This is a genomic window from Rhizobium sp. AAP116 (genome assembly GCF_001295785.1).
Classification (GTDB): Bacteria; Pseudomonadota; Alphaproteobacteria; order Rhizobiales; family Rhizobiaceae; genus Allorhizobium.
Genome location: NZ_LJIB01000043.1, coordinates 288219 through 305794 on the forward strand (window position 1 = coordinate 288219; position 17576 = coordinate 305794).

The window sequence follows — 17576 nt, forward strand, 5'->3', positions numbered from 1 at the left end:
TTCCGCTAAACCCGACTGAAGAAATGCGGAGGTTGCCATGGCTTTTGAGACCATTCCTGTCGAGGCCTTGACCGAGGAACAGGCGAAGGCCGAATTGCAAAGGCTGGCAAGCGAGATTGCCCATCATGACGCGCTTTATCATGGCAAGGATAAGCCGGAGATCTCGGACGCGGATTATGACGCGCTGAAGCGGCGCAATGACGCGATCGAAGCGCAGTTTCCGCAGCTGGTGCGGATCGATAGTCCCTCCCAGCGCGTCGGTGCAGCTCCCGCGGGGATCTTCGCGCAGGTGGTTCACGCCCGCCCGATGCTGTCGCTCGACAACACCTTTTCGGATGAGGACGTCCAGGACTTCGTGTCTTCCGTCTACCGCTTCCTCGGTCAGTTGCCGGACAATTCCATTGCCTTTACCGCCGAACCGAAGATCGACGGGCTCTCCATGTCGCTTCGCTACGAGAACCGTAAACTGGTGACGGCCGCGACCCGCGGTGACGGGACGACGGGCGAAAACGTCACCGCCAATATCCTGACGATCAAGGAAATCCCGACCGAGCTTCCGGCGGATGCGCCTGATATCGTCGAGGTGCGCGGCGAAGTCTATATGGCGAAGTCCGACTTCCTGGCGCTCAACGCGCAGATGGAGGCCGAGGGCCGGCAGACCTATGTCAATCCACGCAACACGGCTTCCGGCTCACTGCGCCAGCTCGATCCAAAGGTGACGGCGAGCCGCAAGCTGCGCTTCTTTGCCTATGCCTGGGGCGAGATGAGCCAGATGCCGGCCGAGACGCAATGGGAGATGGTGCAGGTCTTCGGCCGCTGGGGTTTCCCCATCAATCCGCTGACGCAGCGGCTGACGTCGATTTCGTCCATACTCGACCATTACCGCGAGATCGGGCTGCAGCGTCCAGATCTCGACTACGATATCGACGGTGTCGTCTACAAGGTCGACCGGCTCGATCTTCAGGCGCGCCTCGGTTTTCGGTCCCGATCGCCGCGCTGGGCGACGGCGCACAAGTTCCCGGCGGAGCAGGCCTTCACCACGGTCGAAGCCATCGACATCCAGGTGGGCCGCACGGGTGCGCTGACGCCTGTCGCGCGTCTGACGCCGATCACCGTCGGAGGCGTCGTCGTGACCAACGCGACGCTGCATAACGAGGACTACATCAAGGGCATCGGCAATTCCGGCGACCGCATCCGGCCTGACGACCATGACATTCGTATCGGCGATACCGTGATCGTCCAGCGCGCCGGAGATGTCATCCCGCAGGTGCTCGACGTGGTGCTGGAAAAGCGGTCAGAAGACTCCGCGCCGTATGTCTTTCCGAAGACCTGCCCGGTCTGTGGCAGCCATGCTGTGCGGGAGAAGAACGAGAAGACGGGCAAGCTTGATTCTGTCACGCGCTGCACCGGCGGTTTCGTCTGCCGTGCGCAGGCTGTTGAGCACATCAAGCATTTCGTCTCACGCAATGCTTTCGACATCGAAGGGCTCGGGACGAAGCAGGTGGACTTCTTCTTCGAGAGCGACGATCCGGCGCTGATGATCCGCACGGCGCCCGACATCTTCACGCTGAAGACACGTCAGGACCAGTCGCTGACGAAACTTGAAAACATCGATGGGTTTGGTCGTGTCAGCGTGCGCAAGCTGTTCGAGGCGATCGATGCCCGGCGCGAAATCGCGCTCCACCGCTTGATCTTCGCGCTCGGCATCCGCCATGTCGGCGAGACCACGGCGAAGCTTCTGGCCCGCTCCTATGGCAGCTACGCAGCCTTTGCGGAAGCCATGCAGGCGGCAGGGCCAAAGTTTGGCGACGCCTGGAACGAGTTGAACAGCATCGATGGGATCGGCGAGGTGGTCGCCGCCTCGATCGTCGAGTTCTTCAAGGAGCCGCGCAATCTCGAAGTCGTGCAGCGCCTTTTGAGCGAAGTGACGCCCGTGGACGCCGAGGCGCCGGTCGCAAGCGACAGTCCCGTGGCTGGCAAGACCGTCGTCTTCACCGGATCGCTGGAGCGCTTCACGCGTGACGAGGCGAAGGCCCGAGCAGAAGGGCTCGGAGCCAAGGTTGCGGGCTCCGTGTCGAAGAAGACGGATTATGTGGTCGCGGGGCCGGGTGCCGGCTCCAAGCTCGACAAGGCCCGTGAGCTCGGCGTCCAGGTGATGACCGAAGACGAGTGGTTGACGCTGATCGGCGGCTGAGGTCAGGCTGCGGTAATCGCCGTTTCCGCAAGGTCGAGCCGAACGTGTTCCGGCTGATAGGGCGTGCGCGGCAGATCGCGTTCGAGCACGATCCTGTTGCGGCCGGACGACTTCGCGAGATAAAGCGCCTGATCGGCTGCGGCGTAGACGGCCGTGAAATCGCGAAGCGGTGTGATGTCGGCCAAGCCGCCGGATATGGTGACGGCGATCGACTGGTGCATGGACTCGACCAGACGGTTGGCAATGGTTCGCCGTAGCTTTTCTGCCATCGCGATGACATCGGCAAACTCGGCATCCCGAAAGAGGATGGCGAACTCTTCCCCGCCGATACGCGCGACGAGATGGGCGGGTCCGGTGATTTCGCAGAGCGTTCTTGCTACCGAGACAATCACGTCGTCGCCGGCCAGATGGCCGTAGCGATCGTTGATCTGCTTGAAACGGTCGATATCCAGGATCAGCAGATGCCCGCGCTCAACCTGAGAGAGATCATCGATGAAGGCGCGGCGATTGAGAAGGCCGGACAGCATGTCGGTTCGGCTCAACTGGCGGAACTCGAGCCGTGTTCTGGCGAGGTGAATGACCGCATAACCCATGTAGAGCGAGCAGAGCATCGTCAGGACGAAGGATACAATCATGGCGATGCCGCAGCCGATTGCCAGATCGCGCAACAACGGGTTGAGCAAGACATCGAAGGCATGCAGGACAAGCAAGATGCCTGCGACCATGAAGCAGGCGATGATCGAATTACGGATCGACAGTCTGGTCGCAAAGCGGATTACCGCATCCCAGTTGTCGAATTCTGTGAGCCCAATATCGCGGATGACCCACGCTTCAATCCGTTGCTTCAACATAGGTTTTGACCATACAGAATGACTTGAAACGAAAATCGATCAGTCGACGCGAGAGCTTATCTGCCGCCGTCTGCTGTCATGAAATATGTTTGCTCGCAAACATTGCGACCGTCTTACGTCAAGGTGCCGAATGCAACCCTGGCCGTAAAGAGTTCATTTTCATTTATACTAGTATTAATCCCCTAAAAATTAAGGTTCGATGAATCCAAAACCCTGGATTGCATATAGCCGCGTGCCGATCCGAGACGTTCACGGCTCAGTGAAACCGGATGGGACAACCTGCAGCTGATAGAGAGACGGATTGTTGACGAAAAGCAGACCGCCCCGGGAAGTCGACCCGGCAGCGACGTAGTCGAAGGTCATTCCCGCTTCCTCGACCAGCTCAGGTCCGTCGAGGAGCGCCGCCTTTACTTCCACCGCAGCGGCCGCCTGATCACCTGCATTGCGCACCTCGATCATGACGCGCCAGCCTGAGGGCTGGGGATCAATGGCGAGGATCTGGACGGCAAGCTCCGGTGGGCGGTCGTCGCTCGTCATCGCTTCGAATACCATCCAGCCGATCATCGCCACGACAATGGTGGTTGCCGCAAGGCCGGTGAGCCATTCCACCCAATGCGGGCGGATGGGGTCGGTCGCTTTGCTGGCATTGTCACGGGTCATGTCGGGCCTCCTTAAAGAATAAGTCTGGCGGCGGCCGCGCCGATCGCTGCCGGAAAGCCGAGCACGACCAGCGTCAGAAGGGCCTCTGCCATGCCGAGGTCATCCAGCCGACCGAAGGTCCAGAGGCTGTAGAGGCTGACGGCGAGGGCGACAACGTAACCGGGGATGGTGAACCTGACAAAGGCATGCCAGACCGGCGTTTCCTCCTGAAGACTGTGGCCGCCCTTGAAGGCGAGCGCATAAACGAAGCCATGCATCAGCATCATCGACAGTGCCATGAGGGCAAGCGCGTGCCAGATGGTCATTTTATAAGCGAGGAGGATCATCTCCTCTGTTGGCGCCAGATTGAGCGACAGGAAAAGCGCGCCGACGGCCATCATGAAGAGCTCAGTGAGATAGCCCGTATTGGCCTCCTGGCTTGGATCGGCACCGTCCTGCTCGTCATCGGCATCCTCGTCCTGCATGCTGAGCTGGCTTCGGCCGAGCAATGCACCGATGCTTGCCGGTACTGCCTGTAGTGCCACCATGCCGACCCATTCGCGCGGCGCCATATCGAGCGTGATCACCCCGAGCAGCACAAGGATCAGCGCACTGGCGGCGACGCCCATGCCATAGGCAACGATCGCGTCGCGGGCCGATTCGCGCCATGTGGCGGTCCGTTCGAAGCCGATACGGTGGGAAAGTCCGACGAGGAGAGGCAGGTTGAGGACCAGCAGCAGAAGAAGTCGCTCTCGGTCCATGTAGAAGCCGAGGAACCACATCTCCATGGTCATCAGCATGGGGATGGAGAAGAGAAGGGCACCGGCAAGCCCGCGTGCAAGGCCGACGAGAAAGCGGCTTACCCGTGCCGATTCGTGACGTTCATCTGCGACTTCTGCCATTGTTCCACCGTCCCTTGCCGCGCAGGGAATGCGCAAATGGGGGTGGTTGTTCCGTCTGGCGGGAGGTTGACCGGCTGCCGTGAGGCAACCGGTTCATGTCTGGCAGGAGCGTTGCATGTACACGTCCTGCGGCCAGGGGCCGATCAGCCCTTCGGCTTGAAGGTCTTTTTCTTGGGGCCTGCCGATGGGCCACGGTCGTCGAACTTGCCCTTGGGCTTGCCGGCGCCGGCGGGCTTGTCGCCCTTCGGCTTGCCGGCCCAGTCGGGCTTGGCAGGCTTGTCCCAGGAATTCGACGCACCCTTCGGCTTCTTCTTGAAACCGGGCTTGTCGTCGCTCCAGTCGGGACGCTTCGGCTTGGGCGCGTCGCCCCAGACTTCCGAGTCCGTCACCGCCATGGCGTCGCGCGGTGGCCGGGCAGGGCCGTCTTCCTTGCGGGCGTAGGGCTTCTTGTCGCCGAACGGCTTCTTCTCACCATAGGGTGCCTTGTCGCCATAGGCCTTCTTTTCGCCATAGGGCTTCTTGTCACCATAAGGCTTCTTGTCGCCAAAGGGCTTGCGATCGCCTTCCTCTCGCGGTGGGCGGGGGGCGCGCTCCTTCGGAGCCGCGTTGAAGTCCGGCATGCCGGGGAGCTGTGACAGCGTAATGCCGCGCTCAAGCGCCTTGTTCGGGCCAAGCGCGCCCAGGAACGTGTCGAGCGCGCTTTCAGCGATCTCGACGAAGGTTTCCTCCGGCTGCATCTTGATCGCGCCGATCTCGTTCTTGGTGATGTTGCCGTTGCGGCAGAGCATCGGGATCAGCCAGCGCGGCTCGGCATTCTGGCGGCGGCCGACGGAAACGGAGAACCAGACGCTGGCGCCAAAATCGCCCCGCGGCTTGGTCGCCGAGTTGGCCGGGTTGGCATAGTCCGGCTCCTTGCGGGCCTTGCCGGCTTCGAGGCTGACGGGGATCAGATCTTCGGGTGCCGAACGCTTGCCGCGCTGCAAACGCAGGAAGGCAGCGGCCACCTGTTCGGCGCCGTGGGTCGCGATCAGCGATGCGATCATCGGCGCTTCGTCTTCGGTGATCACTTCCGTCAGCATGGGATCGCCCATCAGGCGTTCATCGTCGCGGGCCTGAACTTCGTCGGCGGAGGGCGGAAGCGCCCAGGTCGGGCGAACATTGGCGCCGCCAAGCAGGCGCTCGGCCTTGCGACGGGCACTGTTCGGCACGATCAGCGCCGAGACGCCCTTGTTGCCGGCGCGGCCTGTGCGGCCAGAACGGTGCAAAAGGGTTTCGGAATTGGTCGGCAGGTCCGCATGGATGACGAGCTCGAGGCCCGGCAGGTCGATGCCGCGGGCGGCAACATCGGTCGCGATGCAGACGCGCGCACGGCCATCGCGCATGGCCTGCAGCGCATGGGTGCGTTCATTCTGCGAAAGCTCGCCTGACAGCGCCACGACCGAAAAGCCGCGGTTGTGCAGGCGTGAGGTCAGGTGGTTGACGGCAGCACGGGTGGAGCAGAAGACAATGGCGTTGCGGGCTTCATAGAAGCGCAGCACGTTGATGATCGCATTCTCGCGATCGGGATTGGCGACGGCGAGCGCACGATACTCGATGTCGACATGCTGCTTCTGTTCGGACACGGCCTCGATGCGGCGTGCGTCGCGCTGGTAGCTCTTGGCGAGGTCAGCGATCGAGCGCGGCACGGTTGCCGAGAACATCAGCGTGCGTCGATCGTCGGGCGATTCTTCCAGGATGAATTCGAGGTCTTCGCGGAAGCCGAGATCGAGCATCTCGTCGGCTTCGTCGAGCACGACGACACGCATCTGGGACAGATCGAGCGCGCGGCGGGTAATGTGGTCGCGCAGGCGTCCCGGTGTGCCGACGATGATATGGGCACCGCGCTCTAGAGCGCGGCGCTCATTGCGAATGTCCATGCCGCCGACGCAGGAACCGATGATCGCGCCGGTCTCGGCAAAGAGCCACTCCAGTTCGCGCATGACCTGCATGGCCAGTTCTCGGGTCGGTGCGATTGCGAGAGCCAGCGGTGCGCCGGCGCGCTCGAAACGACCGCCTTCCGGCAGCAGCGTCGGGGCCATGGCGAGACCGAAGGCAACCGTCTTGCCGGAGCCAGTCTGGGCGGAGACGAGCGCGTCGCGACCTTCCAGCTCGGGGTCGATCATGGCCTGCTGCACGGGTGTCAGGGTATCGTAGCCGCGCTTGCGCAAGGCCTCAGCGATCGCCGGAACGATGGCGTCGAAATCAGTCATGGAGTGGTCTTTCGAATGTGATGGATGATGCGGGCCAAAGCACCGCGCCCGCCGATTGCGGGTATGTTGGCGCTGTTCCTACCCGTCTCGACCCAGAAAGTCGAGGGGCAGGGAACGAAAACGCTGCGCTATGGTGAACCATAGGCCTCGCACCACCCGGACACGTCATCAGCGAAGCCGCGCCATGGCCAAGGCCTCGACATAGGCTCCGCCGCGAAAAGCGTAGTCCGCCATCCTCCCTTCCACGGTGAAGCCGAAGCTCTCATAGAGGGCGATCGCGGCGCAATTGTCCGCATAAACGGTCAGTTCAAGGCGTCGCAGGTTCAGCCAGTCATCGGCGATGCCGACGGCTTCGCCGAGGAGCGCGCGCCCGATCCCGCGTCGGGTGAAGTCGTCATGCACGCCCATGCCGAGCGTTGCGACATGGGCACGCCTGCCTTTGGCGGCGACAAACCGATATCGCCGACCACCGTGCCGTCGAATAAGGCCACGAGGTATCGGGCATCGCCGGACTGCTGTTCTATGCCGCGCCTGATTTCCTCGACGCTGTGATAGGGGAGGCGCATGGTGCCCCAGCGGTAGCCTGGCAGATTGTGCAGGTCGGCGATCGCGGCGGCGTCGACTTGAGATCGCGCACGGATCATCAGGCCTTCTGGCCAGGGATGCTCCTCGCGGGAAGCGACGGGATGTGATTGCGGCATTCTTGCTCTCCATGTCGTGGGCGGGAGAGCGAACCGGACGCCTGCTCAACCGCAGGGCGTTCGAGATAAGTAGGTTCTACAGACGCGACCTGACCCGGACACCCTTGCAAAGGGGGATCACAAGAAGGGTCATAGAGGTGGTCGAGTAAGTTTTAGCCATAGGCATATGGTGGAGAGGGCGCAGGCGTCGGTCAAGAGCGACGCCCGGACCCTTGTCCGAATCCGCTTGAGGTTTTAAGGCTTTCGAATGTCCACCTCCCAATTCTCCGGCAAGACGATTGCCATCGACTTCGAGACCGCGACCGAGGCGCGTGCCAGTGCCTGCTCCATCGGCCTCGCCTTTATCGAGAACGGCCGCGTCGTGCGCGTCGAGGAGCGCCTGATCCGGCCGCCGGAAAACCGCTACTCGCCCTTCAACGTCGCCATTCACGGCATCCGGCCCGAACATACGGCCAATGCGCCCGAGTTTCCCGATGTGATGGCAGAGTTCTCCGGTGACTTCGAGGGCGCGCGCATGATCGCCCACAATGCCTCCTTTGATTTTTCGGTGCTGAGGGCCTGCCTCGATTTTTCGGGACTGGAGTATCCGGAGCTGTCCTATCTGTGCAGCGTCAAGCTCGCCCAGCGCCACTGGCCCTCGCTCGGATCGCACCGGCTGAACGTGCTGGCCGCGCATCTCGGCTTCAGCTTCCTGCACCACAATGCCGCCGAAGATGCGCGCATCTGCGCCGAAGCCTGCCTTGCCATGGCTTTGGAGGCCGAGGTTGAAGACCTCTTCGATCTCGCTGTGACGCTCGGGCTCAATCCGGGGCGTTTGCACCGGCATGGCTATGATGCCTGCTCCTTTGCCCGCAAGCCGAAGAAGAAATCGCTCGCCTTGCAAGCGTGACCGGGCATCCTATCTTCAGGGATATCACGAAGGAGTGAAGTCCATGTCGATTCGCAAAGCCGCCGCCGCCGCCGCCATTCTCGCCTCGACGGCGATCCCCGCATCGTCCGAAGTCGTCGGCAAGGTCGGCGTGGACTGGGTCGGCAATGACATCGTCATCGAAGCGATGACCGATCCCGAAGTGAAGGGCGTTACCTGCCACGTCACCTATTTCGATCGCTCGATCATCGATCGGCTGTCCAAAGGCAACTGGTTCGAGGATCCCTCGAACAACTCGATTGCCTGCCGCCAGACGGGACCGATCGAAATCGGCGATATCGATCTTTCGGAGGATGGCGAAGAGGTCTTCCGGGAAGGGCTCTCGATCATCTGGAAGTCGCTCGTCGTCAATCGCATCTACGACAAGAAGAACGATACGCTGATCTATCTTGCCCATTCGCGACAGGTTGTAGAAGGCTCGGCCAAGATGGCGATCTCGACCGTGCCGCTCTTCAATCAGACGGTCGTCTGGACATCGGGCAAGCCGAACTGACAGACCAGTTTTGGGGAGAATCGGGATCGGCATGCCCGGTGTGACATCTGTCACTTCAATGGGGCGATACAGTGGGTCATGCATTTTGAACCGGCTCCGCGTTACCCCCAATTTCGCAGCCGGACGGAGAGCATCCTGTTCAACTCTCCACACAAAGACGCCCTGGAACCTTGCGGATCCAGGGCGTTATTGAACGTTACGTAAGCGAGCTTACTTAACGTAGACGACCTTGCCACCGTTTGCGGCCGTCTCGACGTCGATGACGTTCATGGTTTCGATGCTCTTTTCCTGCAGAGCTGCCATGATAGCCGGATCAGCGCTTGCTTCAGCCTGCGCTTCAGACAGGGCGCTCTGGTCGTTGACCATGGCTTCGAGGCGCGTATGCTGCTGACGGTTCTGATCATTGTTCAGGCTGTCAAGGTAAACGATGTTCACGCCTTCAGCCATCGTCGTGGAATTGGTGGTGGTCGTCGTGTCGACCATCGGTGTAGCGGTCTGCGCGAGAGCAACGCCCGAAACAGAGGCGATAGACATAGCACCGGCGAGCGCGAGCTTTACTGCATTATTCATGATGTTTCTCCTTGGTTTCTTTTCAGAAACTTCCGCGTCGTTGGAAGTCATGGAGAAACGTCAAAATGCCGCGACGGTTCCGTATTTGGTAAAATAAGTGTTGACTATAACTTTTAGTCCCGCTCGCCCAGGCGGATATCCAGCGGGCCTGTCTGCTGCGCAAACGGGAACGAGCCCCGACAATGTCGAGGCTCCTTCCTGGGAAGAAATAAGATCTGATCAGGCGGCCTGAGCGAGCTCGTCGGCGATGACGGTGTCGAGGTTGAGGAAGCAGACCATCGACTTCTCAAGTGCGACGATGCCGCGGCAGAAGGCGCGCTGGGCTTCCGGGATGATCTCCGGTGCCGGCTGCAGGTCTTCACTCTTGATCGTCATCATGTCCGAGACCTGTTCGACCAGGAGACCGACCAGCTTGCCGGCGATGTCGGTGACGATGATCGCTGCGCGTTCCGACGGTTCGGTCATCTTCATGCCGAGACGGCAGGCCATGTCGATGACCGGAATGACGGCGCCGCGCAGGTTGATCAGGCCGAGAACGTAAGGGGGAGTATGCGGCATCGGGGTGACCGGTGCCCAGCCGCGGATTTCGCGGATGGCCATGATGTCGATGCAGAATTCCTGGTCGCCGAGGTGGAAGGATACGATTTCCAGATAGGCGCCCGACTGTTTGATGGCATTACTCATGTTCAGAACTCTTCCCAGTGTTCCTGTGCTGCGGCAGCAGAGGCTGTTGCCGTGGCGGTACGGTTGAACGATCCCGCAACCTTGTTCATCAGCGCCCGTGCGGGAGACGGTCTCTGAGGGGAGGCGGCACGCGCAGCCTCCTGATATTGGTCATGAGCAGCCCCGCCCAAGTTCACCTTGAACTGTCCGACAAGGCGCGAAAGGTTTTCCGCGTCACTCGCCAGCGTGTGGCTCGCCGCATTGGTCTGCTCCACCATAGCGGCATTCTGTTGCGTGACCTGGTCCATCTGGCTGACGGCCGAATTGATCTCGCTCAGTCCAACTGATTGTTCTCTCGCGCTGGTAACGATTGCCTTAACGTGCTCGTTAATTCGTAAAACATCTTCGCCAATCCGATGCAGAGCCTGTCCGGTCGCCGTCACCAGCTCCACCCCGGAGCGCACTTCGTCATTGGAACGGCTGACCAGGGTCTTGATGTCACGCGCCGCATCGGCCGCGCGTCCGGCCAATGCCCGGACTTCCTGTGCCACGACGGCGAAGCCCTTGCCGGCGTCGCCGGCACGGGCCGCCTCGACGCCCGCGTTCAGGGCGAGAAGGTTGGTCTGGAAGGCGATCTCATCGATGACGTTGATGATCTTGCCGATTTCCTCGGTCGCATCCTCGATGCGGTTCATCGCGGACATGGCGTCATTGACGACGGCGCCGGATTTCTCGGCGTAGTCCTTCGCGTTATCGACCATATGGCTGGCTTCTTCGGCCCGGTCGGTTGCGCTCTTGACGGTCTCGGTGATCTCGGAAAGGGCGGCGGACGTTTCCTCGAGCGAAGCGGCCTGCTGCTCCGTGCGGCGCGCAAGATCGTCTGCGGCGCTCTTCATCTGCTGGCTGTTGGCGCGAATCGAGCTGCTGTTGGTCGCGATCTCGGTCATCACCCGCTTTAGGTTGGTGGCCACTTCGTTGAAATCGATCCTGAGCCGCTCCAGATCCTGCGGGAAGGGGCCGGCGATGGTTGCGCAGAGATCCCCCTCAGACAGGCGGGTCAGTCCTTCGCCGAGCGCGTCGACCGCGAGCTTGAGGGCGCGTGTATCGGCTTCCATGGTTGCCGTGCGGCTCTCCCGCTCAGCCTCGTTCTGCCGCCGCTGGGAAAGGCTTGCTTCCTCCAGGTCATGCTTTTCGATAGCCGCCTTGCGGAAGATATCGGCCGAACGGGCCATGCCGCCGATTTCGTCATGCCGGTCAGTCCCGGCGACTTCCGTCTGGTAGTCGCCATCCGTGATGCGTTGCATGCTTGTGCGAACGAGCCGGATGCCGTTGGCAATCGAGTTGCCGTGAATGAGCTGGAGTGCGATCACCGAGAAGAAGGCGATACTGCCCAGCCCAAGCTGGAAGGTCAGCGCCTGATTGCTTCTGCGTGTCGCCTCGTTGACATAGTCCTCGACCAAATTGCCACCGAGGGCCGAGATGTTGTTGAGCACGTTGCCCAGACGCTCGCCCGCACCGTCGATCGCATCGTCGATGGCGGCGTATTCTTCTTCCGGCGCGCCGGTCTCGACCATACGTTTCAGGTCGACCTGGATGGCTTGCGCGACGGCATTCAGGTCGGCTTCGTAGCTAGCCACTTCGCCCGGCGAACCGGCTTCCGCAGCGACAGAAGCAAGGACGGACGCACCATCCTGAAGGAGCGCGACAGCGGCGTTGATGATCTCGACACGCTCCGGCTGGATGCTTCCTTCCCCGCTGTCGATGATCGTGTCCATGGCCGCCAGCACCATGTTGGCATTGGCGAGGCGCATCTCGTTGATGCGCTCGACTTCATTCTTGATCTCGATTGAGTCGTGGATTGCGGTCGATATGCGTGCGTTCTGGTACCAACCGACTGCCAGCATCGAGCCGATGCCCAGCACTGCCGCGGCGCCCAGCGTCATAAGGCGCTGTTTGACGGACAGGTCTTTACCCGTGATGAGATTGACCATGAAACTCCCCAGCCCTTGTCCCGACTGCCCCTGCACGCCGGTGACGTGTCATGCGCAATCCGGAGAGGAGTATCCCGGCGGACGATCATGTCCGCTTGGCTCATTTGAGCCAAAACGCCGATGCAGAATCTCTAATATTAGTTAATCAGGAACTAATAATGCAGCCAGCGGTCGAATTCTTTGTGTCTCGCGAGTTAGGTGGCTGTGATTGCGCGACGATAAAGGTGCCATGTCGCGTGTCCTGCGACCGGCAAGACGACCAGCAACCCGAGAAAAATCGGCGCCATGGCGAGTATGGCCAAGGCGGCAATGATCAGTCCGAAGACGAGCATGGGGGCTGCGTTCTCGATCACCGTGCGCATGCTGGTCAGCATGGCGGTGACGAAATCCACATCGTGATCGAGAAGCAGCGGCATCGAGATGACCGTGGCGCTGAAGAGGATCATTGCAAGGACTGCTCCAACCACAGTGCCCACGGCGAGGAAGAGCAGACCTTCCGGGGTGGTGAGCACGACATTGACGAATGCGTCGAGGGTTGCGGGAACACGGAAGCCGAGGAACAGCGCCATCAACAGGCGAACCTGGTAGATCCAGATCCAGAAGATGAAGAGCACGACGAAGGCCATCCAGGACAGTTGCCGCTCGCGTTGGCGAAAGACTTCAGCGAGGATCGCCTTCCAACTGACGGGTTCGCCAAGCCTGTGCCGGCGGCTGATCTCGTAGAGACCAACGGCAATGAACGGTCCGATCAGCGGGAAGCCGATCGCGACCGGAATGATCATCCATGGCAGGTGGTAATAAGTAAGCATCACGGCGATGAAGATGCCGCCTGCCGCATAGATTGCACCAAAGAACAGGCCGTAGGCGGGATAGGTGCGAAAGTCACTCCACCCGTCGGCAAAGGCGGCACGGATGTCGTTCATGCGGAGCCGGTTGATCTGCAGCTTCGGCAGAGAGCCCCGATCAAGTGCCTGCTGTTCCATGCGTCCCTCCCAAGACATGCGGTGCTGCGACAATCTGTCAGAAACTACCACGTGTGTTCCTTGATATCCGTCAAATCGCAAGGCCCGGAGTTCAAATTCTCGCGTTTCATCCTGAAGGAACTGCGCTATCATGGCGTCATGTCCGATTTCGCGCGCTCACAGAAATGGTTGCCTCTGACCGCCCTCATGCTTGCAGGGACGTTGTTCACTGTGACTGTCTTCCTGGGCTGGCTGCACTATGGCTCGGACATCTTCCTAAGCTTGATCGAATCCGGTCTGGCCTATTGCTTCTAGCCATCGTGGTCCGTGACAAATCAGCGCTCGTTCCAGCATTTACAGCGAGTTGAATTGCCTTCTTTCGCCGGGAGGCTTATCCGGCTGGGCGAGAAGTTTGATTTCAAGGGAATGCCATCATGAAAGCGGTCAGGGTCATCTTGTGGGCGGCGGTGGTCGTCATGGCGGGTGTTCTCGGCTGGCTGACCTACTCGGTCACGCAGTCGGATCAGAAGACAGCGGAGGCGCCCTTCGGCGTGCCGTTTGAGCTCGTCGACCAGAACGGCCAGCCGATCACCGAACAGGCGTTCCGCGGCAAGCCGACGGCGCTTTTCTTCGGCTTCACCCATTGCCCGGAAGTCTGCCCGACAACGCTTTTCGAGTTGGATGGCTGGTTGAAGCAGGTCGATCCCGACGCCAAGGGTCTGCAGGCTTATTTCGTGACTGTTGATCCCGAGCGGGATACACCGGAGATCCTCGGCCGTTATGTCTCCAACGTCACGGATCGGGTGAAGGCGATTGCTGGGGAACCCGACAAGGTCGCAGAGGTCGTCAGGGGGTTCCGGGTCTACGCGAAGAAGGTCCCGCTCGATGAGGCACAGCCCGATGGTGACTACACGATGGATCATACTGCTTCGATTTTCCTGCTCGATGCCGAGGGACGCTTCAAGGGCACGATCGCCTATGGCGAGAACCCGGATACGGCCGTCAAGAAGCTTGAAAACCTGATGAAGGGCTGATCTCAGCTGCTTCGCCGGAGGTTGCCATGGCGTCATTTGCGTTGTACCGCAACGCCTGACCGCCCAGACCTTCGAGGAAGACGACCGTGAGCGAAATTCGCCTCTATGTGAGCACCACCGAAAAAAACGCCAACCGGATCCTCGATCTGATGAGCTTTGCTTTCGGCGAAGAGGATTTCGCGATCGCGACCACCGAGGTCGATGAGAAGGCGGATGTCTGGGAAGCGTCCATCTATATGATGGCGGACCAGGAAGAGGAGGTCAGGCCACGTGTCGAGGACCTGCTCGCCGAGGAATTCTCCGATGCGACGATCGTGCGGGAGGTTATCCCGGACATCGACTGGATCGCCAAATCGCTCGAGGGATTGAAGCCGGTGCGCGCCGGTCGCTTCCTGGTGCATGGTTCCCATGACCGGGACAAGGTGCAGATGCATGATGTCGCGATCGAGATCGACGCTGGCCAGGCCTTCGGGACGGGTCATCACGGCACAACGGCAGGCTGCCTGGAAGTCATCGAGAAGGTGGTTCGCTCTCGCAAGGTCCGCAATGCGCTAGACCTGGGTACGGGCAGTGGCGTGCTGGCAATCGCCGTGCGCAAACTGCTCCCGGTGCCGGTGCTGGCGACGGACATCGATCCGATCGCCGTCCGCGTCGCCAAGGAGAACGCGCGTCGCAACCAGATCGTCGAGGGCATCGACTTCCGCACGGCGCCCGGGTTTCACTCGACGGCTTTTCGCGAGCATGGTCCGTTCGATCTCGTCATTGCCAACATTCTCGCGAGGCCGCTGATCAAGATGGCACCGCAGCTGGTCGCACATCTCGCGCCGGGTGGCTCCGTCATCCTCTCCGGTATCCTTGCCGAGCAGCGCTGGAAGGTGATTGCGGCCTATAGCGGCCAGGGCCTGTCGCATGTGAAGACGATCTGGCGCAATGGCTGGGTGACGATCCACTTCACGCAAGGGAAGGGCTGACACCTTACGTCAGCCAACGAAGAATATAAAAAAAAGGCGGCCCGCAAGGAGCCGCCTTTTTGGCATCGGCATCATGCCGCGCCGAAGTCCGCGAGCGTGGGAGGAGCGCTCAAGCGGATGCTAGACTGTACGGACGTTCAGACCGTCAAGTGATCAGATGATCGAGTGCTGGTGCGGACGACGGCGCAGTTCCTCGCGCTTCAGGCCCATGGCCTCCAGCGATGCGTCATCGAGCGACAGGAGAGCGCCCGTCGTATAGAGATCGGCACGGCGCTGGCGTGCCTCGACGAGATTGCTGAGGGCGGTGCGCAGGAAAGACTTGGCCATCTCTCGGTTCCTTTTCCGTTGTGGACGCTGGTTTGTCGCGTCCTCGATGACCCTGATATAGTCTGTTCTCGCTTGTTCAGTCAGAGGGGCTAGAGCACGGGAGACTTGCGAATGCTGCATAGCAGCATAAGCTCTGCCTGAATTTGCGGCATAACAATAGCTGCTGACGCGCATATGCTGCGAAAGCGTGCGGCGGTGGTGGTGGGGGCGATGCGGCCTTGCTATAAGCCCTGACAGAATCCGAAACCCATCGCGAGCCATGCCATGTTTCAGTCCTTTGAGGTCAAGTCCACGCCGCATCACGGCAAGTCCAGGATCGCAGCCCTTCGCGCGCTGTTTGCCGAACTTCAGATCGATGGACTGCTCGTGCCGCGCTCGGATGAGTATCTCGGAGAATATGTGCCTGAGTCCGCCGAGCGTCTCGCCTGGGCGACGGGCTTCACCGGTTCCGCCGGCATGTTGATGGTAACCGAAACGCTCGCCGTCGTTTTCGTCGACGGCCGCTATGTCACGCAGCTTGCCCAGCAGGTCGATGCATCGGTGTTCACGCCGGGCGACCTCGTCGGCGAGCCGCCGCACAAGTGGATCGAAAACCGCGCATCGAAGGGTTTCCGCCTCGGCATCGACCCCTGGACCCATACGGGAGCGGAAGTCCGCCGGCTGGAGAAGGCGTTGGCCGACAAGGGCGGCAGTCTGGTGTTCCTGCCATTCAATCCCGTCGATCGCCTTTGGACCGACCGTCCGGCCGAGCCCAAGGGCGCGGTGATGATCCAGGCGCTGAACCAGGCCGGTGTTTCTGCCGCCGACAAGCTGAAAACCATTGCCGCCGATCTCCGCGACAAGAACCTGGCGGCTGTGCTGATTGCCGATCCCTCGTCGGTGGCCTGGATCTTCAACCTGCGGGGTAGTGACGTGCCGCATACGCCGCACCCGCTTTCGCGTGCGATCATCAAGGCAGACGGTTCGGCCGAACTCTTTCTCGACAGTGCAAAGACCAATCTCGAAGTCGAAAGCTATCTGCGCGATCTGTGCGTACAGGTGGATCCGGCTGTTCTGGCCGAACATATCGAGCGAGTGGCGCGGGACAGTGCGCGCATTCTGGTCGACCCCGACCTCACGCCCTACGCACTTTCGCGGATGATCCGCGAGAGCGGTGGTGAAGTTGTCGAAGGCAACGACCCGGCGAAGCTCGGTCGGGCGGTCAAGAACATGGTCGAGCTCAACGGTTCGGCGGCCGCACACCTGCAGGACGGTGTGGCAATGGTCGAGTTCCTTCACTGGTTCAACGAACAGCCGCATGGCAGCCTGACGGAAATTGCGGCGGCGCAGAAACTCGAAGCGGTGCGCGCAGCGGTTGGCGAGCGGATGCAGAACCCGCTCAAGGACATTTCCTTCGACACGATCTCCGGTGCCGGCGAGAACGCCGCCATCATGCACTACCGTGTCACCACCGAAAGCGACCGACAGATCCGTTCGGCCGAGATGTTCCTGATCGATTCGGGCGCGCAGTATGTGAACGGAACCACCGACATTACCCGCACGCTCGCTGTCGGCGAGGTTCCGGCGGAGCAAAAGCGCTTCTTCACGCTGGCGCTCAAGGGGATGATCGCGATCAGCACGGCGCGTTTCCCCAAGGGCACGCGTGGTTGCGATCTCGATCCCCTGGCGCGTATCGCTCTCTGGAAGGCCGGAGCCGACTTCGCCCATGGCACGGGCCATGGCGTCGGTTCCTATCTCTCGGTGCATGAGGGGCCGCAGAGGATTGCCCGGCTTTCGACCCAGGAGTTGCTGCCCGGCATGATCCTGTCGAACGAGCCCGGCTACTATCGTCCCGGCAGTTTCGGTATTCGTATCGAAAACCTGATCTATGTGCGCGAGGCCGAGGCGATCGAAGGTGGTGATCAGCCGATGCTCGGCTTCGAGACGCTCACCTTTGTGCCGATCGACCGTGCGCTCATCGTCGAGGACCTGCTGACGCGCGACGAGTTGCAGTGGCTGGATGCCTATCATGCCAAGACGCGCGCAGAGCTCTTGCCGTTGATCCGGGACGCTTCGACCCGGGAGTGGCTGGAACAGGCAACGGCGCCCTTTGGGCGCTGAG

At 61.0% G+C, this 17576-nt stretch carries 15 protein-coding genes and 1 pseudogene; 6 read left to right on the forward strand and 10 right to left on the reverse strand.

The genetic code is table 11. From position 1 onward, the window contains the following. The first annotated feature begins 37 nt into the window (after positions 1 to 37). Complete coding sequence (gene ligA / locus IP85_RS21460) at positions 38 to 2194, forward strand: NAD-dependent DNA ligase LigA (RefSeq protein ID WP_054151689.1); 2157 nt, start codon at positions 38 to 40, stop codon at positions 2192 to 2194. Positions 2195 to 2196: 2 nt separating this feature from the next. Here the strand turns inward: ligA and IP85_RS21465 are convergent, their stop codons facing one another. The 5 genes and pseudogenes from IP85_RS21465 to IP85_RS21485 form a co-directional block, all read right to left on the reverse strand. Further along, positions 2197 to 3045: a GGDEF domain-containing protein gene (locus IP85_RS21465; RefSeq protein WP_054151690.1), complete on the reverse strand. Its 849-nt coding sequence runs from the start codon at positions 3043 to 3045 to the stop codon at positions 2197 to 2199. 249 nt (positions 3046 to 3294) lie between these two features. Next, positions 3295 to 3705: a hypothetical protein gene (locus tag IP85_RS21470; RefSeq protein ID WP_054151691.1), complete on the reverse strand. Its 411-nt coding sequence runs from the start codon at positions 3703 to 3705 to the stop codon at positions 3295 to 3297. Positions 3706 to 3716: 11 nt separating this feature from the next. Continuing rightward, the gene (locus tag IP85_RS21475) at positions 3717 to 4586 is read right to left on the reverse strand and encodes a TIGR02587 family membrane protein (RefSeq protein ID WP_054151692.1); all 870 of its coding nucleotides are present in this window, start codon (positions 4584 to 4586) and stop codon (positions 3717 to 3719) included. Between the two features lie 143 nt (positions 4587 to 4729). Continuing rightward, positions 4730 to 6835, reverse strand: coding sequence for a DEAD/DEAH box helicase (locus IP85_RS21480; protein ID WP_054151693.1), 2106 nt, complete (start codon positions 6833 to 6835; stop codon positions 4730 to 4732). 168 nt (positions 6836 to 7003) lie between these two features. Then, positions 7004 to 7536, reverse strand: a pseudogene (locus tag IP85_RS21485) (GNAT family N-acetyltransferase). A gap of 247 nt (positions 7537 to 7783) precedes the next feature. On the opposite strand from IP85_RS21485, the gene IP85_RS21490 reads away from it, so the two are divergent. Beyond that, a complete protein-coding gene (locus IP85_RS21490; RefSeq protein WP_054151694.1) occupies positions 7784 to 8425 on the forward strand; it encodes a 3'-5' exonuclease in 642 nt (213 codons plus the stop codon). 43 nt (positions 8426 to 8468) lie between these two features. Then, a complete protein-coding gene (locus IP85_RS21495; RefSeq protein ID WP_054151695.1) occupies positions 8469 to 8957 on the forward strand; it encodes a CreA family protein in 489 nt (162 codons plus the stop codon). Between the two features lie 210 nt (positions 8958 to 9167). On the opposite strand, the gene IP85_RS21500 is transcribed toward IP85_RS21495, so the two are convergent. The 4 genes from IP85_RS21500 to IP85_RS21515 form a co-directional block, all read right to left on the reverse strand. Beyond that, a complete protein-coding gene (locus tag IP85_RS21500) occupies positions 9168 to 9527 on the reverse strand; it encodes a hypothetical protein (protein ID WP_054151696.1) in 360 nt (119 codons plus the stop codon). Positions 9528 to 9746: 219 nt separating this feature from the next. Next, positions 9747 to 10211, reverse strand: a complete 465-nt coding sequence (locus IP85_RS21505) for a chemotaxis protein CheW (protein WP_006725961.1) — start codon at positions 10209 to 10211, stop codon at positions 9747 to 9749. Positions 10212 to 10213: 2 nt separating this feature from the next. After that, on the reverse strand, positions 10214 to 12181 hold the full coding sequence (locus IP85_RS21510) for a methyl-accepting chemotaxis protein (RefSeq protein WP_054151697.1): 1968 nt from the start codon (positions 12179 to 12181) through the stop codon (positions 10214 to 10216). A 194-nt stretch (positions 12182 to 12375) separates the two neighbouring features. Next, positions 12376 to 13164, reverse strand: coding sequence for a DUF2189 domain-containing protein (locus IP85_RS21515; protein WP_054151698.1), 789 nt, complete (start codon positions 13162 to 13164; stop codon positions 12376 to 12378). A 413-nt stretch (positions 13165 to 13577) separates the two neighbouring features. Between IP85_RS21515 and IP85_RS21525 the strand changes: the two genes are divergently transcribed. Together IP85_RS21525 and IP85_RS21530 are read left to right on the forward strand one after the other, a co-directional pair. After that, entirely contained in the window at positions 13578 to 14177 is a 600-nt protein-coding gene (locus tag IP85_RS21525; protein ID WP_054151700.1) for an SCO family protein, read from the forward strand. A gap of 86 nt (positions 14178 to 14263) precedes the next feature. Next, the gene (locus IP85_RS21530; protein WP_054151701.1) at positions 14264 to 15148 is read left to right on the forward strand and encodes a 50S ribosomal protein L11 methyltransferase; all 885 of its coding nucleotides are present in this window, start codon (positions 14264 to 14266) and stop codon (positions 15146 to 15148) included. Positions 15149 to 15301: 153 nt separating this feature from the next. Here the strand turns inward: IP85_RS21530 and IP85_RS22470 are convergent, their stop codons facing one another. Beyond that, positions 15302 to 15475: a hypothetical protein gene (locus tag IP85_RS22470; protein ID WP_054151702.1), complete on the reverse strand. Its 174-nt coding sequence runs from the start codon at positions 15473 to 15475 to the stop codon at positions 15302 to 15304. Between the two features lie 264 nt (positions 15476 to 15739). Between IP85_RS22470 and IP85_RS21540 the strand changes: the two genes are divergently transcribed. Next, entirely contained in the window at positions 15740 to 17575 is a 1836-nt protein-coding gene (locus IP85_RS21540) for an aminopeptidase P family protein (RefSeq protein WP_054151703.1), read from the forward strand. Position 17576: the final 1 nt, after the last annotated feature.

Coding starts and splice junctions, on each gene's coding strand:
- ligA (WP_054151689.1), top strand. CDS start 38: ATGGCTTTTGAGACCATTCCTGTCGAGGCCTTGACCGAGGAACAGGCG.
- IP85_RS21465 (WP_054151690.1), bottom strand. CDS start 3,045: ATGTTGAAGCAACGGATTGAAGCGTGGGTCATCCGCGATATTGGGCTC.
- IP85_RS21470 (WP_054151691.1), bottom strand. CDS start 3,705: ATGACCCGTGACAATGCCAGCAAAGCGACCGACCCCATCCGCCCGCAT.
- IP85_RS21475 (WP_054151692.1), bottom strand. CDS start 4,586: ATGGCAGAAGTCGCAGATGAACGTCACGAATCGGCACGGGTAAGCCGC.
- IP85_RS21480 (WP_054151693.1), bottom strand. CDS start 6,835: ATGACTGATTTCGACGCCATCGTTCCGGCGATCGCTGAGGCCTTGCGC.
- IP85_RS21490 (WP_054151694.1), top strand. CDS start 7,784: ATGTCCACCTCCCAATTCTCCGGCAAGACGATTGCCATCGACTTCGAG.
- IP85_RS21495 (WP_054151695.1), top strand. CDS start 8,469: ATGTCGATTCGCAAAGCCGCCGCCGCCGCCGCCATTCTCGCCTCGACG.
- IP85_RS21500 (WP_054151696.1), bottom strand. CDS start 9,527: ATGAATAATGCAGTAAAGCTCGCGCTCGCCGGTGCTATGTCTATCGCC.
- IP85_RS21505 (WP_006725961.1), bottom strand. CDS start 10,211: ATGAGTAATGCCATCAAACAGTCGGGCGCCTATCTGGAAATCGTATCC.
- IP85_RS21510 (WP_054151697.1), bottom strand. CDS start 12,181: ATGGTCAATCTCATCACGGGTAAAGACCTGTCCGTCAAACAGCGCCTT.
- IP85_RS21515 (WP_054151698.1), bottom strand. CDS start 13,164: ATGGAACAGCAGGCACTTGATCGGGGCTCTCTGCCGAAGCTGCAGATC.
- IP85_RS21525 (WP_054151700.1), top strand. CDS start 13,578: ATGAAAGCGGTCAGGGTCATCTTGTGGGCGGCGGTGGTCGTCATGGCG.
- IP85_RS22470 (WP_054151702.1), bottom strand. CDS start 15,475: ATGGCCAAGTCTTTCCTGCGCACCGCCCTCAGCAATCTCGTCGAGGCA.
- IP85_RS21540 (WP_054151703.1), top strand. CDS start 15,740: ATGTTTCAGTCCTTTGAGGTCAAGTCCACGCCGCATCACGGCAAGTCC.